At 67.6% G+C, this 17,569-nt stretch carries 13 protein-coding genes; 9 read left to right on the forward strand and 4 right to left on the reverse strand.

All coding sequences use genetic code 11. The features are described from left to right. Positions 1–111: 111 nt before the first annotated feature. The 4 genes from TPR58_RS18230 to TPR58_RS18245 all read left to right on the forward strand — a co-directional run bounded on the left by TPR58_RS18230 (position 112) and on the right by TPR58_RS18245 (position 7,424). Entirely contained in the window at positions 112–924 is an 813-nt protein-coding gene (locus tag TPR58_RS18230) for an alpha/beta fold hydrolase (RefSeq protein WP_346248170.1), read from the forward strand. Positions 925–1,040: 116 nt separating this feature from the next. After that, positions 1,041–2,519, forward strand: a complete 1,479-nt coding sequence (locus tag TPR58_RS18235; RefSeq protein ID WP_346248171.1) for an ATPase domain-containing protein — start codon at positions 1,041–1,043, stop codon at positions 2,517–2,519. Between the two features lie 2 nt (positions 2,520–2,521). Then, the gene (locus TPR58_RS18240) at positions 2,522–4,582 is read left to right on the forward strand and encodes an ATP-binding protein (RefSeq protein ID WP_346248172.1); all 2,061 of its coding nucleotides are present in this window, start codon (positions 2,522–2,524) and stop codon (positions 4,580–4,582) included. Positions 4,583–4,661: 79 nt separating this feature from the next. Further along, positions 4,662–7,424: a valine--tRNA ligase gene (locus TPR58_RS18245; RefSeq protein ID WP_346248173.1), complete on the forward strand. Its 2,763-nt coding sequence runs from the start codon at positions 4,662–4,664 to the stop codon at positions 7,422–7,424. A 46-nt stretch (positions 7,425–7,470) separates the two neighbouring features. On the opposite strand, the gene TPR58_RS18250 is transcribed toward TPR58_RS18245, so the two are convergent. The 4 genes from TPR58_RS18250 to TPR58_RS18265 form a co-directional block, all read right to left on the reverse strand. Continuing rightward, on the reverse strand, positions 7,471–8,253 hold the full coding sequence (locus TPR58_RS18250) for an SDR family NAD(P)-dependent oxidoreductase (RefSeq protein WP_346248174.1): 783 nt from the start codon (positions 8,251–8,253) through the stop codon (positions 7,471–7,473). A 112-nt stretch (positions 8,254–8,365) separates the two neighbouring features. Then, positions 8,366–9,556, reverse strand: a complete 1,191-nt coding sequence (locus TPR58_RS18255; RefSeq protein ID WP_346248175.1) for a zinc-dependent alcohol dehydrogenase — start codon at positions 9,554–9,556, stop codon at positions 8,366–8,368. Next, entirely contained in the window at positions 9,556–10,149 is a 594-nt protein-coding gene (locus tag TPR58_RS18260) for an SRPBCC family protein (protein WP_346248176.1), read from the reverse strand. Before TPR58_RS18260 ends, TPR58_RS18255 begins: the two co-directional genes overlap by 1 nt. Positions 10,150–10,285: 136 nt before the next feature. Then, positions 10,286–10,474 carry a hypothetical protein gene (locus TPR58_RS18265; RefSeq protein WP_346248177.1) on the reverse strand — a complete coding sequence of 63 codons (189 nt, stop codon included), beginning with the start codon at positions 10,472–10,474 and terminating at the stop codon, positions 10,286–10,288. A gap of 131 nt (positions 10,475–10,605) precedes the next feature. Between TPR58_RS18265 and TPR58_RS18270 the strand changes: the two genes are divergently transcribed. The 5 genes from TPR58_RS18270 (at position 10,606) to TPR58_RS18290 (ending at position 17,550) form a co-directional block, all read left to right on the forward strand. Next, positions 10,606–12,093, forward strand: coding sequence for a DUF4403 family protein (locus TPR58_RS18270; RefSeq protein ID WP_346248178.1), 1,488 nt, complete (start codon positions 10,606–10,608; stop codon positions 12,091–12,093). A 71-nt stretch (positions 12,094–12,164) separates the two neighbouring features. Next, positions 12,165–12,728 carry a hypothetical protein gene (locus TPR58_RS18275; RefSeq protein ID WP_346248179.1) on the forward strand — a complete coding sequence of 188 codons (564 nt, stop codon included), beginning with the start codon at positions 12,165–12,167 and terminating at the stop codon, positions 12,726–12,728. A 99-nt stretch (positions 12,729–12,827) separates the two neighbouring features. Continuing rightward, complete coding sequence (locus TPR58_RS18280) at positions 12,828–13,430, forward strand: RNA polymerase sigma factor (RefSeq protein ID WP_346248180.1); 603 nt, start codon at positions 12,828–12,830, stop codon at positions 13,428–13,430. Further along, complete coding sequence (locus TPR58_RS18285) at positions 13,408–14,421, forward strand: FecR family protein (RefSeq protein ID WP_346248181.1); 1,014 nt, start codon at positions 13,408–13,410, stop codon at positions 14,419–14,421. The genes TPR58_RS18280 and TPR58_RS18285 overlap by 23 nt, the downstream gene beginning before the upstream one ends. A 93-nt stretch (positions 14,422–14,514) precedes the next feature. Continuing rightward, positions 14,515–17,550, forward strand: coding sequence for a TonB-dependent receptor (locus tag TPR58_RS18290; RefSeq protein ID WP_346248182.1), 3,036 nt, complete (start codon positions 14,515–14,517; stop codon positions 17,548–17,550). Positions 17,551–17,569 lie beyond the last annotated feature (19 nt).

Here is a 17,569-nt window from a genome sequence, read left to right on the forward strand (position 1 = left end):
TAAAGCGGCGCTATCGCCGGTTCCGGTGCCGGGGCGGGGGAGGCGGGCCTGGGCCCGACGGGCGCGGTCGCACTTTCGCGGATCGGCATTCTCCGCCAAGGCGGCGCGACCATGACGGATGCGCCGCCCGAAGAGATCGCCACGACCGACCATCGCATCGCCGTGCAAGGCGGCGGCCTGTTCGCGCGCCGCTGGTTGCCGGCCGGGGCAGGGGCGGGCGCGCCGACGATCCTGCTGTTCCACGATTCGCTGGGCAGCACCGCCTTGTGGCGCGGCTTTCCCGAGGCGCTGGCGCGTGCCGCCATGCTGCCGGTCGTCTCCTACGATCGGCTGGGCTTCGGCGGTTCCGATCCCGCGCGCGCGCCCCTCGGCCAGGATTTCGTGGCGGCCGAGGCGCGGATCGCGGTGCCGGCGCTGCTCGACCGGCTCGGCATCGGCGATTTCGTCGCGTTCGGCCACAGCGTCGGCGGGGCGATGGCGATCGAGAGCGCTGCCGCCTTTCCGAAGCGGTGCCGTGCGGTGATCAGCGAATCGGCCCAGGCCTTTGTCGAGGATCGCACGCTGGCAGGCGTCCGCGCGGCAAGGACGCAGTTCGCCGACCCCGACCAGGCGGCGCGGATCGCGCGCCATCATGGCGACCGGACGCGCTGGATCCTCGATGCCTGGATCGAAACCTGGCTGGCGCCCGAGCGCTCGGGCTGGTCGCTCGATGCGACGCTGGCGCGGGTCCGCTGCCCGGTGCTGGCAATCCATGGCGACCGCGACGAATTCGGGTCGGACGCGCATCCGCGCCGTATCGCGGCCGGCGTCGCGGGGCAGTCGAGGCTGCTGCTGATCGCGGCGTGCGGCCATGTCCCGCATCGGGACCGGCCCGACCTCGTCGTGGCGGCGGTCGTCGATTTCCTGCGCGAAGCCGGTCTCTAGGTCCCGGAAAACAGGGGATTGTCGAAAAGGCGCGCCAGAACTTCGATCCCGAGAGAAATATGAGCGTGTCGCCGCAACTGCGCTATAGAGTGGCATCTTCCCAGTACAGGTTCCCCATGACCGATCGCATTTCTACCGGTAATCCGGGTCTGGACCTCATCCTGTCGGGAGGCCTGCCGCGAAATCGGCTCTATCTGCTCGAGGGGGCGCCCGGTTCGGGCAAGACCACGCTGGCGCTGCAATTCCTGCTCGACGGCGCCAGCAAGGGCGAACCGACGCTCTACATCACCCTGTCCGAAACCAGCGAGGAGCTTCGCGCGGTCGCGACGTCGCACGACTGGTCGCTGGCGGGAGTGGAACTCTTCGAACTCGCCTCGGCCGAAGAGGTGCTGGGGCCGGGGCGCGAGCAGACCGTGCTGCACAGCTGGGAAGTCGAGCTGGGCGACACGATCAAGCTGATCGAGGACGTCGTCGAGCGGGTGAAGCCCACACGGGTCGTGTTCGACAGCCTGTCCGAGATGCGCCTGCTGGCGCAGGACCCGCTGCGCTATCGCCGGCAGGTGCTGGCGCTGAAGCAGTTCTTCGTCGGGCGCAACGCCACCGTGCTGCTGGTCGACGACCTGACCAGCAATGGCGGCGAGCGCGACACCCATCTCCACAGCCTGTGTCACGGCGTGATCACGCTGGAACGGCTGACGCTCGATTTCGGCAGTTCGCGGCGCAGGCTTCAGGTCCAGAAGCTGCGCGGCGTGGATTTCATCGCGGGCTATCACGACCTTGCCATCCGCAAGGGCGGACTGGCAGTGTTCCCCCGGCTGATCGCGGCAGATCATGACGGGTCGTTCGTCGGCGACCCGGTCTCGAGCGGTGTGGACGCGCTTGACGCCCTGCTGGGCGGCGGGCCGCTGCGCGGCACCTGTACGCTGATCACCGGCCCGGCCGGCACCGGCAAGACGACCATCGCCCTGCAATATCTCTATGCCGCTTGCGAACGGGGCGAGCCGTCGACCATCTATCAGTTCGACGAGCGGATCGGCACGCTGATGATCCGCGCCCAGGCGATGGGCCTGGACCTGCAGAAGCACGTCGACAGCGGGCTGCTGGTCATCCGCCAGGCCGACCCGGCGGAGATGTCGCCGGGTGAGTTCGCCGCCCTGGTCCGCGCGCAGGTGGAACAGCGCGGCTGCCGCTTGCTGACGATCGACAGCCTCAACGGCTATATGGCCGCGATGCCGCAGGAGCAGCATCTGCTGCTCCAGATGCACGAACTGCTCGCCTATCTGAACCTGAAGGGCGTGATGACGCTGCTGATCAACCCCCAGCACGGGCTGGTGGGGACGATGAGCGGGACGCTTGAAATCTCCTACATCGCCGACGCGCTGGTGCTGCTGCGCTTCTTCGAATCCGAAGGGCGGCTGCGCAAGGCGATCTCGGTGCTGAAGAACCGCAGCGGCGCGCATGAGGACACGATTCGCGAGCTTCGCGTCGACAGCCAGGGGATCCGCGTCGGCGATCCGCTGCGCGAGTTCAAGGGCGTGCTGACCGGCACCCCCGAATATATCGGTTCCGCACACCCGCTGATGGAAGATCGCTGACCTTGGTCGAACGGGGTCTGTGGGACGGACATCGCGTCCTGATCGTCGCCCCCTATGGCCGCGATGCCCAGAGCCTTGCCCGGTTGCTGAGCGAACGCCGCTATGATCCGCACTGTCACGACACGCTGGCGGAGGCCGCCCGGGCCTATGACGACGGGGTCGGCGCGATCCTGCTGACCGACGAGGCGCTGGCCGGCGATCTCGGGCCGCTGGCGCGGGTGCTGGACGCGCAGCGGAGCTGGTCCGACGTGCCGTTCGTCGTGCTGGCGAGCAAGCGTACCGGGGCAGACGGGGTTCGCCGCCGCCTGCCGGACGCGGCGATGAACGTCATCGTGCTGGAACGGCCGCTGGGGTCCGAATCGCTGGTCAGCGCCATCGCGACGGCATTGCGCCTGCGCCAGAAGCAGTTCGAGATGCGCGACCGGCTGGCCGAGCTCTATGCGACGCGCGAGGCGCTTCAGGGAAGCGAGCGCGAGTTGCGGGTGATCGCCGATTCGCTGCCAGTGCTGATCGGGTTCGTCGATCGCGATCGCATCTACCGCTTCGCCAACCGCGCCTATGGCGAATGGCTGGGCGTCGCCGTCGAGGAGGTGATCGGCCGGCATATGGCGGACCTGGCCGGAGCGCCGGGCTATGACCTTCGTCGGCCTTATGTCGACCGCGCGCTGGGCGGGGTCGAGAGTCGGTTCGAGCTCTCCTGGCCCTGGCCCGACGGGTCGCGGCGCGACGCCGATGTGCGCTATATCCCGCGGTTCGACGAGGCGGGCAGCGTCGACGGCTTTCACGTGTTCGTCGCCGACATCACCGAGCGAAAACACGCCGCCGAAATCCTGGAACAGCGGGTCGTCGCACGGACCCGGGAACTGGAGGCGGAGAGCGCCAGCCGCGCCCAGGCCGAGGCGGCGCTGCGCCAGAGCCAGAAGATGGAGTCGCTGGGGCAGCTGACCGGCGGGATCGCGCACGACTTCAACAACATGCTGACCGGCGTGATCGGCGGGCTGGACATCGTGAAACGCCGGATCGCCGCCGGCCGGCTGGACGATGTCGACCGGTTCATCGAGGCCGCGAGCACGTCGGCGCAGCGTGCCGCGGCGCTGACCGCACGGCTGCTCGCCTTTTCACGCCGCCAGTCGCTGGATGCGAAGAGCATCAACCTGCTCGACCTGATCGCCTCGCTCGGCGACCTGCTGCGCTCCACGCTGGGCGAACAGATCGCGATCCATGTCGCGCATGACGGGCCGATCCCCTATGCGGTCGCTGACGCCAACCAGCTCGAAAACGCGATCCTCAACCTGTGCATCAACGCACGCGACGCGATGCCCAATGGCGGCGCGCTGACGATCGAGACCGGCACGGTCGATCTCGACCGCACCTATTCGGACCATCACCCGGAAGTGGCGCCCGGTCGCTATGTCGTGGTCGCGGTATCCGACACCGGGGTCGGCATGGCGCCCGATGTGCTCGACAAGGTCTATGAGCCGTTCTTCACGACCAAGCCGATCGGTCAGGGCACCGGTCTCGGCCTGTCGATGGTCTATGGCTTCGCCCAGCAATCGGGCGGGCAGGTCCGCATCCACAGCCGCGAAGGCGCCGGCACGACGGTCAAGATCTTCCTCCCCGCCGCGGAAGGCGCGACCGCCGAGGAACGTCAGCCGGCACCCGCGGTGCCCGCTGGTCGCGGCCAGAACGTGCTGCTGGTCGAGGATGACGCCTCGGTCCGGCTGCTGGTGCGCGACCTGCTCGACGAGCTCGGCTATCACGCGGTCGAGGTGCCGGAGGCGGGGGCGGCGATCGACATCCTGTCGTCCGACGCCTCGCTCGACCTGATGATCTCCGATGTCGGGCTGCCCGGCATGAACGGGCGACAGCTTGCCGAGATCGCGCGCCAGCACCGGCCCGACCTGCCGATCCTGTTCATCACCGGCTATGCCGAGAATGCCGCGATCCGCGCAGGGTTTCTCGGCACGAACATGAGCATGGTGACCAAGCCGTTCGCGGTCGACGCGCTGGCGCGCAAGATCGACGAACTGCTCGCGGGAGCGCCGGTCGCCGATCCCGCCTGACGGCGCCGTCCCCGGCGGGGCCGGCTCGCGTCGTTCGGGGCTTTGGAATCCTCGGCGTTCGCGCTAAGCGCGCGGCACCATGAGCGAACTTCCCAAGACCTTCGACCCCGCCGAAATCGAATCCCGCTGGTATGGCCATTGGGAGAAGAACGGCCTCTTCGCACCCGAGCGGCCGGGTGCCGATCCCTGGACGCTGGTGAACCCGCCGCCCAACGTGACGGGCAGCCTGCATATCGGCCACGCGCTGGACAATACGCTGCAGGACATCCTGGTCCGCCATGCCCGGCTGAAGGGCAAGGATGCGCGCTGGGTGGTCGGCACCGACCATGCCGGCATCGCGACGCAGATGGTGGTCGAGCGCCAGCTGAACGCGCAGCAGCAGAAGCGCACCGACTTCACCCGCGAGGAATTCGTCGCGAAGGTGTGGCAGTGGAAGGAAGAAAGCGGCGGCGAGATCACCGGCCAGCTGCGCCGCCTCGGCTGCTCGATGGACTGGGCGAACGAACGCTTCACCATGGACGAGGGCTTTTCGAAGGCCGTGCTCAAGGTGTTCGTCGATCTGCACCAGCGCGGCCTGCTGTACCGCGACAAGCGGCTGGTGAACTGGGATCCGGGCCTGGGCACCGCGATCAGCGACCTGGAGGTCGAGACGCAGGAAGTCCGCGGCGGCTTCTGGCACTTCCGATACCCGCTGGCCGACGGCGTGACCCTGCCCGACGGCAGCGACCATATCGTCGTGGCGACCACCCGGCCCGAGACGATGCTGGCCGACATGGCGGTTGCGGTGAACCCCGCCGACCCGCGCTATGCGTCGGTGATCGGCACGTTCATCGACCAGCCGATCACCGGGCGCCGCCTGCGCATCGTCGGCGACGAGCATGCCGATCCCGAACTGGGATCGGGCGCGGTGAAGATCACGCCGGGCCATGACTTCAACGACTTCGAGGTCGGCCGGCGCGCGGGCATCGAGGCGCGCGACATGCTCAACATGTTCGACGGCAAGGCGAACGTGGTCCAGACTGCCGACGGCCTGGTGCCCGACGAATATCTCGGCCTGCACCGCTTCCGCCGCGACGGGATCGACGGCGCGCGCGAGCGCGTGGTGCTGCGGATGAGGGAAGCGGGCTTCCTGGTCGCGCATGTCGACAAGGACGGCGCCGAGCACGACGCCGAGCCGCGCACCGTGCAGACCCCGTTCGGCGACCGGTCGAACGTGGTGATTGAGCCGTGGCTCACCGATCAATGGTATGTCGACGCCGCCACCCTGGCCAAGCCGGCGATCGAGGCGGTGCGTTCGGGCAGGACCCAGATCGTGCCGAAAAGCTGGGAAAAGACCTATTATAACTGGATGGAGAACATCCAGCCCTGGTGCGTCAGCCGCCAGCTGTGGTGGGGGCACCGCATCCCGGCCTGGTTCGCCGAGGACGGCAGCATCTATGTCGCCGAAACCGAGGCCGAGGCGCAGGCGCAGGCCGGCGAGGGCGTTGCGCTCGAGCAGGACAATGACGTGCTCGACACCTGGTTCTCGTCGGCGCTGTGGCCGTTCGCGACGATGGGCTGGCCCGACGCGACCGATCCCACGCTGGGCGGGCGCTATCCCAACGACGTGCTGATCTCGGGCTTCGACATCCTGTTCTTCTGGGATGCGCGCATGATGATGCAGGGCCTGGAGTTCATGGGCGATGTGCCGTTCCGCAAGCTGTACCTGCACGGGCTGGTGCGCGCCGCGGACGGCTCGAAGATGTCCAAGTCGAAGGGCAATGTGGTCAATCCGCTGCCGCTCATCGACAAATACGGCGCCGACGCACTTCGCTTTTTCATGGCGGCAGCGGAAACGCAGGGCCGCGATATCCGCATGAGCACCGCGGTCGACAGCAACGGTGAAATCGTCAAGGATTCGCGGGTCGAGGGGTATCGCAACTTCGCGACGAAGCTGTGGAACGCCGCGCGCTTCTGCCAGGCGAACGGCATCGCCGCCAGCAGCACGATCGAGCCGCCGGCGGCCGAGCTGGCGGTCAATCGCTGGATCGTCGCGGAGACGGTGGCGACGGTGCAGGCGCTGGACCTGGCGCTGGCCGACCTGCGCTTCGACGAGGCGGCGAACACCATCTACCAGTTCGTGTGGAGCCGCTTCTGCGACTGGTATCTCGAACTGACCAAGCCGGTGCTGCAGGGCGAGGGTGGCACCGCGGCCACCGGAGCGGCGGCGGACGAGACGCGTGCGGTCGCCGGCTGGGTGCTCGACCAGATCCTGGTCATGCTCCACCCGTTCATGCCGTTCATCACCGAGGAACTCTGGTCCAAGATGGGCCCGCGTGATTACGAGCTGATCGTGGCAAAATGGCCGATGGCGGATGCACGTGCGCTCGATCCGTCGGCGGCGCAGGAGATCGACTGGCTGATCCGGCTGGTGAGCGAGGTGCGCGCCGCGCGGACCGAACTGAACGTGCCGCCGGGCGCGCGCCTGCCGATCTTCGCGCGCGATGCGTCGGCGGAAACTACCGCGCGCCTCGGCCGTCAGGAAGCAGCGCTGGCGCGCCTCGCGAGGGTCGACCAAGCCAAGGGCGAGGTGCCGACAGGCGGCGCAATGCAGATCGTGGTGGACGAGGCGACCTTCGTTCTGCCGCTCGGCGAGGTCGTCGACCTCGAAGCCGAACGCGCTCGCCTGACCAAGGCGATCGCGGCGGCGGAGAAGGAGCGCGACGGGCTGGCCGGGCGGCTGAACAACCCGTCCTTTGTCGAGCGCGCCAAGCCCGAGGCGGTCGAAAAGGCCCGCGCCGACCACGCCGAGAAATCGGCCGAGGCCGAACGCCTGTCCGCCGCGCTGGCGCGGCTGGGCTGATCCAATGGGCGTCGCGCCGGCCACAGGCCGGGCGACGCCCGTCAGGTCAGGCGTCGCCGCTTCCGGGCTCGGCGATGTTGCGATGCATCTGTGCCGGCACCGACTGGGGCAGCACGCCCGCGGCCGCGACCTGGAGCTTGTTGCTCCAGCCCGAGATGATCGTGTCCTTGCCCTTCATCAGCGCGTCCCAGCCATCCCTGGCGACGTCGGCGGGATCGGACTTGCTTTCGGACTGGCCGACCTTGGTGTCGTCCATGCCGGCGCGGTGGAAGAATTCGGTCTCGACCGGACCCGGCTCGAGCGTGGTGATGGTGATGCCGTCGTGATCCTTCAGCTCGTTGCGGATCGCCGCGGTGAAATTGTCCACGAACGCCTTGGCGCCGTTATAGACCGCCTGGAAACTGCCGGGCATCCAGCCGGCGATCGATCCCGTGACGAGCACCTTGCCCTCGCCCTGCGTGACCATCGTCTTCAGCACCTTCTGGAGCAGATAGATCGTCCCGGTGACGTTGGTGTCGATCACATGACGCCAGTCCGCGACCGACTGGTCCAGGAATGCGCCGCCCAGGCCATGGCCGGCATTGGCGCACAGCAGGTCGATGCGCCGCCCGCCGGTGGCCGCGAGCAGGCGATCGACGCCCTCGATCGTCGACAGGTCACCCTCGATCGACTCCACCCGAACGCCCAGTCCCTGGAGGCTGGCCGTCGCGTCGACCAGAGGCGTATCGGCGGCAACCAGCAGGTCGTAGCCATCGGCCGCGGCGAGCCGGGCAAGTTCCAATCCGATGCCGGTCGAGGCACCGGTGATGATCGCGAATTTGTCAGCCATGATTGTCCTGTCCTGATCGGGGTGGAAGGTGAGCGGCGCGGAAAGAGGGAGGAACCGCGCCGCTCACCTTCGGTCGGCCGTTCGCGCGGGGCAGGGCGAACGGCGGAGCGGGTTACTCGGCGGCTTCGGCCCAGTCGGGCTTGAGCACGACCTTGGTCACGTCGTTCTGATTGTCGTGGAACATGCGATAGCCTTCGGCAGCCTGTTCCAGCGGCAGGCGGTGGCTGATCATGAAGGTCGTATCGATCTTCTCCTCCATGATCGCGTTCAGCAGCGCCGGCATGTAATGTTGCACATGTGTCTGGCCGGTCTTGAGCGTTAGCCCCTTCTCCATGAAGGCGCCCAGCGGGAACTTGTCGACGAAACCGCCATAGACGCCGGGCATCGAGACGCGCCCGCCCTTGCGACATGCGAGGATCGCCTGGCGGATGACGTGCGTTCGGTCGGTACCCAGGAAGGTCGCCGCCTTGATCTGGTCGACGACATTGTCGAAGAACACGCCGTGCGCCTCCAGCCCGACCGCGTCGATACAGGCGTCGGGGCCGATGCCGCCGGTCATCTGCATCAGCGCGTCATAGACGTCGCTATCCTCGTAATTGATCGTCTCGGCGCCGAACTTCGCGGCAAGCTCCAGACGGCGGGGATAATGATCGATCGCGATCACGCGTTCGGCGCCCTGCAGGAAGGCGGACTGGACCGCGAACAGCCCGACCGGGCCGCAGCCCCATACCGCCACGGTGTCGCCCGGCTCGATCTGGGCATTCTCGGCCGCCATCCATCCGGTCGGCAGGATGTCGGACAGGAACAGCACCTTGTCGTCCTCGATCCCGTCGGGGATCACGATCGGGCCGACATCGCTGAACGGCACGCGGACATATTCGGCCTGACCGCCGGCATAGCCGCCGGTCATGTGGCTGTATCCGAACAGCCCCGCCATCGGCTGGCCGTACAGCGTCTGGGCGATATCCTGATTGTCGGCGGGCAGGCCGTTGTCGCATGCCGAATATTGATGCTTGCCGCAGTGGAAGCAGCTTCCGCACGAGATGGTGAACGGCACCACCACGCGCTGGCCCTTCTTGAGCGTCGACCCGGGCCCGGTCTCGACCACCTCGCCCATGAATTCATGGCCTAGGATGTCGCCGCTCTTCATCGTCGGGATATAGCCGTCGTACAGATGCAGGTCCGACCCGCAGATCGCGGTCGAGGTGATGCGGATGATCGCATCGCGAGGATTGAGGATCTCGGGATCGTCGACCGTGTCGACGCGAACATCCTTGCGGCCGTGCCAGACGAGTGCGCGCATCAGTTCTTCTCCTCTTCCAGCTCGGCGCGGGTGCGCGCGGCCGTGGCGATCTCGCCCGTTTCCATCAGCTGCTTGAAGCGGCGAAGGTCGCGCCGGGCCTGGATCGCAGGCTCGCGCTGGAACATCTTCGCGATCAGCTTGCCGATCACGCCGGCCGGCGGATCGTACAGGATGGTCGCGGTCACCACCGTCCCGCGCTCGCCGGCATCGCGAAACTCGATCCGGCCGCTGTTGGGCACGTCGGCACCCGGCTCGGATGCCCAGGCGATGCACTTGCCGTCGGTTTCGTCGGTGACCACGCTGTCCCACTCGACGGTCTTGCCGCCGGGGGCCTTGACGACCCAGTGCGAGCGCTTGTCGTCGAGCACGTCGATCCGCTCGACATTCTCCATGATCGTCGCGAGGTTGGCGAAGTCGCGCCAATAGGCGAACAGCTCGGCCCGCGGCCGGTTGATCGTAACGGTCCTACCGATCAACGTATCGCCGCGCGCGGCGATACGGTTTCCGGTCTCGGCCTCCACCGCTTCTGAATGGTGGGTAGATGTCGTCAGTGGCGCGTCGTCGCGACGCACCTGATCAAGCGAGTCGCTCATTCCGGCCTCCGTGAGTGTGGTGTCTCCAACCCAATGGAGCCGCCGACGTTCCTGTCGGGTTCTAACGCTTCATCGCACGATCAGACCGGTCTGTCGGCAAGATTAACATGAGTTATCAATATCTTGTGACTGACGCTCAGTCGTTCGTCCGACCGCGGTCCAGCGTGTCGCTGGGGCTGCGCGCATCACCTTCCTTCTGCTGTTCGGTCGACAGGTTGGGACGCTCCTGCGTCGTGGTCGGCCCCTCGGGCGTGCGGTCCTTCTCGCCCGGTTCGGTCGAGAGGTTCGGGCGGGACTGGGTCTCGGTCTTGCGATCGTCGGTCATGGGTCACCTCTGCGTCCGCAACGCCGTGGCCTGTGCCCCGTTCCTCGACCGTGTCGGGGGACGTGGTGACGCGATAACGGAACCTGCGCGACCGTTTCGGTATTGATACGGCATCTCCAGCGGAGTTGTGCGTGACCCCGAACCGATCGTCGGCTCTCCGACCCGTCCTTGCCCTGACCCTCGTCGCGCTGGCGGCGGGATGTTCGAAGAAGACGGTCGATGCGCCACCGCGCGCGACCGATGCAGTGCCGACGCCCACCCAGTCCTCGACCCTCGCGGTGCCGATCGAGGTCGATACCGCCGCGCTGCGCGGCGCGATCGACCAGGCGATTCCGCGCCAGCTGTGGACGATCAACCAGCATTTCGATCGCTGCGTGAAGCCCAAGCAGGTCAAGGTCTTCGGCGCGAAGCTGAAGGTCACGCCGCCGATCAGCTGCACGATCGTCGGCGCCGTCACCCGTGGCGCCATCCGGCTTCGCGGGGAAGGGCAGGACATCATCGCCGACATGCCGATCCAGGCGCGGATCGCCGCGCGCGACGTGGGCGGCATCCTGAAGGGCGAAACGGCGACCGCATCGGCGATGGCGCATGCGCGCATCCGGCTCGACATCGACGGCAACTGGAATCCGCGCGGCACCGTGAAGCTCAACTATAGCTGGACCGAGACGCCAGGCATCGATTTCCTCGGACAGCGCATCACCTTCACGGACGAGGCCGACGAGAAGCTCCAGCCGGTGATTCGCGATCTGGAACGCACGTTGCCGCGCGAGCTGGCGAAGATGGAGTTGCGCAGCCAGGTCGAGCGGCTGTGGCGCCAGGGCTTCACTTCGATCGAGCTCAATCGCGAAAAGCCGCCGGTCTGGATGCGGATCACCCCCCAGAAGCTGCATTTCGGCGGCTATGAGATCCAGGGGCAGCGCCTGCGGCTCAACCTCGGCCTCGACGCGCTGACCGAGACGTTCGTCGGGCAGCGTCCCGCCGATCCAAAACCGGGGCCGTTGCCGGCGCTGGAGCGCTCCAATCCGGCCGAGAGCCTCAAGTTCAACATCCCCGTCGTCGCCGATTATGCCCAGCTCGAACCGGTCGTGATGCGCGCGCTGGTCAAGCGGTCGCGCCGTCCGTTCGACCTCCCCGGCGTGGGGGCGGTCACTGCGAGGTTCGACAAGGTCGTGGTCTATGGCACCACTGGCGGCCGGATCGCGGTCGGCGTGACCCTGGCGGCGAAATCGAACCGGCTGGGCGGGGGCGAGACCAGCGGGTTGATCTGGTTGACCGCACGTCCGGTCAATGCGCCCGGTTCGGCCGAGGTGCGCTTCGCCGATCTCAGCGTGACCGGCGATACCGACGGGATCGGCGGCGACCTGCTGATTCAACTCGGCAGCAGCGCGGCCTTTTCGGGCGAGATCGCGTCTTCGCTGACCCAGAATTTCACGCGGGACCTGAACGAACTGCTCGGCAAGATCCGCCGCGCGATCGGCGAAAAGCGCACCGGCGACTTCGTGATCCGCGCGACGATCGGCAAGGTCGAGACCGGCCGGATCACCGCCCATGGCCAGGGCCTGTACCTGCCCGTGCGGGTCGACGGCCGTGCCAGCGTGACCTACCGACCGTCGCGTTAGCGGCGGCCGGTGCCACGACACCCCTCGACTTCGCCGCGCCGCTATGGAATTCGCACGGGCAGGGGGGCGCCATGTCGGACTTCGAATTCATCTTCGCCTTGTTCGGGCTGCTGCTCGGCCTGTCGATCGTCGAGGTGCTGGGCGGGCTGGCGCGCACGATCGAGGCGCGGGTGCGGCCGGCGTCCACGCTGCGGATTGGCTGGCTGACGCCGCTGCTCGGCATCTTCGTGCTGCTCGACCTGCTCTCCTTCTGGATGGCGGCATGGGTCTCGCGCGGCGTGGTCGGCATTTCGGGCCTGTCGCTGATGGCGGTCACGCTGTTCGCCAGCGCCTATTATCTCGCGGCGCATCTGGTCTTCCCGCGCCAGCCGGCCGACCTGCCCGATCTCGACGCGCATTTCTTCCGCGTGCGCCGGATCGTGCTGGGCGTGATGTTCGGCCTGCTGATCTGTCAGCTCGCCTGGTATGCCAGCGTGCCCAAGCTGGCGGTGGCGCTCGGTCATCCGCTGGCGCTGGGACTTACCGTCGTGCTGGCGGTGCTGATGATCGCCGCGATGCTCGCCCGTTCGGAACGCACCGCGCGGCTCGCGATGATCGCGCTCGTGCTGCGCTATCTGGTGGTCTACCTCCTCTAGCAGCCGCTTTCATCACCCTGTCACATCGCTGCGCTCAAGGGACCGGGTTGCGGCCCGATGGCGCGCCGGAACGGCAGGGACCACGGCTTCCGACGCGACATGCGCAAGGAACAGGACATCGTCGCGCGCTGGGTGGCCAGGGAGATCCTGCCGCACGAGGCACGCGTGCGCGCCTGGCTGACGCGGCACTGGCGCGGCGCGATCGACGTCGACGATGTGGTGCAGGAGGCCTATTGCCGGCTCGCCGGACTGGCCTCGATCGACCATATCGAGAGCCCGCTGGCCTATTTCCGCCGCACCGCCCACGCCGCCGCGATCGATGCCGTGCGGCGCACCACCGCGAAAAACATCGTCTCGATGACGGAAAACGACTGGTTCGACGTCATGGATGAGGGTCCCTGTGCCGAACGGATCGTCGAGAGTGCGCAGGAACTGGGCCGTGTCCGCGGCGCGCTTGCGTCGCTGTCGGATACCTGCCGACGGGTGATCGAGCTGCGACGGGTCGAGGGCCTGTCGCAGCGCGAGACGGCCCAGCGGCTGGGGGTCAGCGAGAATGTGGTCGAGAACAACATGGTCCGTGGAATCCGCCGGGTGCTCGGCATCATGGCGGGCGAGGATGCGGATGCCGGGACCGGGGACGATCCCGGTGCGGATAGTGCGGTGCGAGAGGTAGTGCGGATTGGCGATCCCCGTAGCCACTGACGATGTCGAGGAGCAGGCAGCCCGCTGGGCGGCATGCGCGGTCGACGGCGACCTGTCGCCGGCGCAGGCCGGCGCGCTCGACGCGTGGCTGGCGGCGGACCGTCGCCATCGCGGTGCCTATCTGCGCGCGCGCGCCGCACTCTATGCAATGGACGATGCGCTGACGGCACCCGACGTCGCATCGGAGCCGGCGATCCCGGTCGTCGATGACGATCGTTCCCCGCTGCCGCTCGCGTCGGTGCCGCGCGCGCGCTGGCGGCCGGGCCGCTGGGGGGCGATCGGTGGCGCGGCGCTCGCCGCTTCGCTGGTCGTGGCGGTCGGCCTGGGCATTCCCGGCCTCAATCCCGGCGCTGTACCTCAGCAGTTCGCGGAAGGTCGCGTGGTGACGCTGCGCGACGGATCGGTTGCGCGGCTGGGCCGGGGCGGGCGCATCGCGTTCGAGATGAACGACGGCATCCGCAAGGTGGTGCTGATTGCGGGCGAGGCGCGATTCGAGGTCGCCAAGGACCGCAACCGGCCCTTCGTCGTGCGCTCGGGCGACGTCTATGCCCAGGCGACCGGAACGGTCTATTCGGTGCGCCGCACCGGCGCGACCGGCGGGTCGGTCCGCGTCGACGAAGGCAGCGTGCTGGTGTGGAGCGGCGACGAGCGCGACCAGGCGGTACTGTTGCGCGCCGGCGGTTCGGTGACGCTCGAACCCGCCGCGCCCGCGCCACCGCGCGGCCTGCCACCCCGTTCGCCGGCCCCGACACCGCCGCCGCCCGAGCTGGCGCAGATCTCGCTCGACGACGTGACGATCGCCGCGGCGGCGGCCCGGTTCAACCGGGTCAACCGCACCCGGATCGTGATCGCGACTCCCGCCATCGGGAAGGTTCGCATCGTCGGGCTGTTCCGGGCGAACGATCCCGAACGCTTCGCTCGCGCCGCTGCGGCAGTATCCGGGGCCCAGGTCGAAGTCGCGAGCGACGGATCTGAAATAAAACTGAAATAGAAATTTCTTCGAAAATTAATTTCATTTTGGACTGAAGGAAAATCGATCCGATCCCGGTCTTTCGTTTCAGGACCATCGAGCAGGGGTTGTTTCATGATTTCCGCATCTCTTCGTACCGGCGTGGCCATCATGGCCGTCGCCGGAGCCTTCGCCATGCCATCGACGGCCTTGGCGCAGACGCGCAGCTTCGACGTGGCGGCACAGCCCGCCGCCGCCGGCGTGCGCGAACTGGCGCGCCAGGCAGGAATCCAGGTGATCGTCGCCGGCCGCGACGCCGGCGGACGCACCACCAACGCGGTCAAGGGAAGCCTCGACACGCGCGAGGCGCTCGATGCGCTGCTGAGCGGCACCGGCCTGGTGGTGCGCTCGTTCGACGGTCGTACCGCGGTGATCGCCGCGGACGCGGTCGCGAGCGACGAAGGCCCCGCCGGGGAGGAACTGGTCGTCACCGGATCGCGTGTCGTGCGCGACGGGTATCAGGCGCCGACGCCGCTGACCGTGCTGGGCAGCGAAGAGATCGCCCGCTCGGCGCAGATCAATCTGGCGGAGCAGATCAACCGCCTGCCCGCGCTGGCGGGCAGCAACAATCCGCGCAACACCGCCAGCAACATCAGCGGCGGCTTCATGGGCATCAGCACGCTGAACCTGCGCAACCTGGGCGCGACGCGCACGCTGGTGCTGTTCGACAGCCAGCGCCTGCCGGCGGCATCGCTGAACGGGCTGGTCGATGCGAACTCGATCCCCAGCGCGCTGGTCAAGCGCGTCGACATCGTCACCGGCGGCGCCTCCGCCGCATGGGGCTCGGACGCGGTGGCCGGTGTGGTCAACTTCGTGCTCGACAAGGATTTCACCGGGGTGAAGGGCGAGGTCCAGGGCGGCATCACCACCTATGGCGACGATCGCAACTATCGCGTCTCGCTCAGCGCCGGCACCGGCTTCGCAGACGGCCGCGGCCATTTCCTGATCAGCGGCGAGAACTGGTACAGCGAGGGCATCGATGGGATGCCGCGCGACTGGTATCGCGGCCGCAAGACATTGTTCAACCCGGCCTATACCGCCACCAACGGCCAGCCCGAATATCTGGTGCGCGACGGCGTCGGCTACACCACCGTCGCCCCCGGCGCGATCGTGACGCGCGGCCCGTTGCGCGGTCTCTATTTCGGCCAGGGCGGCACGCCCGCGCAGCTCAACTACGGCTCGACCGTCAACGACCCCTTCATGGTGGGCGGCGACTGGCGCTACACCGATTTCGGCAACGGCCCGCAGGACCTGGATCCCGAAGTCTCGCACAAGAGCCTGTTCTCGCGGTTGAGCTACGAGGCGTTTGACGGTGTCGAGCTGTTCGGCGAATTCTCCTATGTCCAGGCGAAGACGCGCACCACCGGCACGCCGATGTTCAACTTCGGCGGGCTGATCATCCAGCGCGACAACGCCTTCCTGCCCGGTTCGGTCGCCGACCGGATGACCGCCCTGGGCGAAACCTCGCTCAACGTCGGCAGCTGGAACGAGGCGATCGGCGGCATCGTCACCGAAACCCGCCACGACCTGTACCGCTATGTGATCGGCGCGGAGGGCAAGAGCGGCGCGTTCGGTACCGACTGGAACTGGATCGTCCGCGCCAACCGCAATGTCAGCGATTTCTTCAACGGCACCACCTTGCCGATCAAGGCGAATTACGATCGCGCGATCGACGCGGTACGCACGTCCAGCGGCGCGATCGTCTGCCGGTCGACGTTGACCAATCCCGGCAATGGCTGCGTCCCGCTCAACATCCTCGGTACCGGCGTCGCCTCGCCGGCCGCGCTCGATTACGTGATGGGCCATTCCTACCTCAACGCGACGATCACGCAGGACGTCTTCTCGGCAACGGTGCGCGGCGAACCGTTCGGCACCTGGGCGGGGCCGGTATCGGTCGCGTTCGGGCTCGAGCATCGCCGCGAGGCGCAGCAGGGCAAGAGCGATCCGCTGTCGCTGGTGAACAGCTACTGGGCCGGCAACTACAAGCCGATCCACGGCTCCTACACCGTCAACGAGGCGTTCCTCGAAGTCGTCGTGCCGCTGGCCGCGGACCAGGCATGGGCGCATGCGCTGGACCTGAACGCCGCGGTCCGCGCGACCGACTACAGCAGTTCGGGCTATGTCACGACGTGGAAGGTCGGCGCGACCTGGGAACCGGTGCCCGACCTGCGCCTGCGCGCGACCCGGTCGCGCGATATCCGCGCCGGCAATCTGGCCGAGCTGTTCCAGGCGGGCCAGACCAACACCACGACACTGGTCGATCCGGCGAAGAACAACCAGTCCTACACCGTCTTCCAGACCACGGTCGGCAATCCGGTGATCAGCCCCGAACGTGCCGACACGCTGAACCTGGGTGCGGTGTTCCAGCCGCGCTTCGTGCCCGGCCTGTCCGCCTCGGTCGACTATTTCGATATCGAGGTGAAGGGCGCGATCGCGACGCTGGGCGCCAGCACGATCGTCAACCAGTGCTATCAGGGCAACCAGGCGCTGTGCGCGCTGATCGATCGCGATGCCGCCGGTTTCATGACCGAGGTGTTCCTGCGCCCGATCAACCTTGCGCGGCAGACCGCGCGCGGGCTGGACTTCGAGGCGAGCTACCGGGTTCCGCTCGACACGGTCGGGCTGGGCGACGGGCGGCTGTCCTTCCGGGTGCTGGCGACGCGCTATCTCGAAAGCAGCACCGACAACGGCATCAACCCGCCGACCTCGAACCTGGGCGAGAATACCGGCGTTCCCAAATGGCGCTATCTGGGCGAGATCGCGCTGGACAAGGGCCCGTTGTCCTTCTCGGTCACCGGCCGCGGCTTCAGCGACGGCGTGATCTCGAACGCCTTCATCGAATGCACCACCAGCTGCCCGGCCTCGACCAGCCTCAACCGGACGATCGACAACAACCGGGTCGACGGTGCCTTCTATGTCGACCTGTCGGCCAGTTACGCGGCCACCGATGCGGTGCGCTTCTACGTCGCGGTCGACAATGTCGCGAACAAGGCGCCTGCGCCCTATGCCCCGGCCGGCACGGGGATCGGCAGCGCCCAGATCGGCATCTCGCAGACCTATTATGACGTGATCGGCCGTTCGTTCCGCGGCGGCGTGCGCTTCCGCTTCTGATCCCGGCCGAACCGAAAGG

The organism is Sphingomonas rustica, from assembly GCF_039652585.1.
Classification (GTDB): domain Bacteria; phylum Pseudomonadota; class Alphaproteobacteria; order Sphingomonadales; family Sphingomonadaceae; genus Sphingomonas; species Sphingomonas rustica.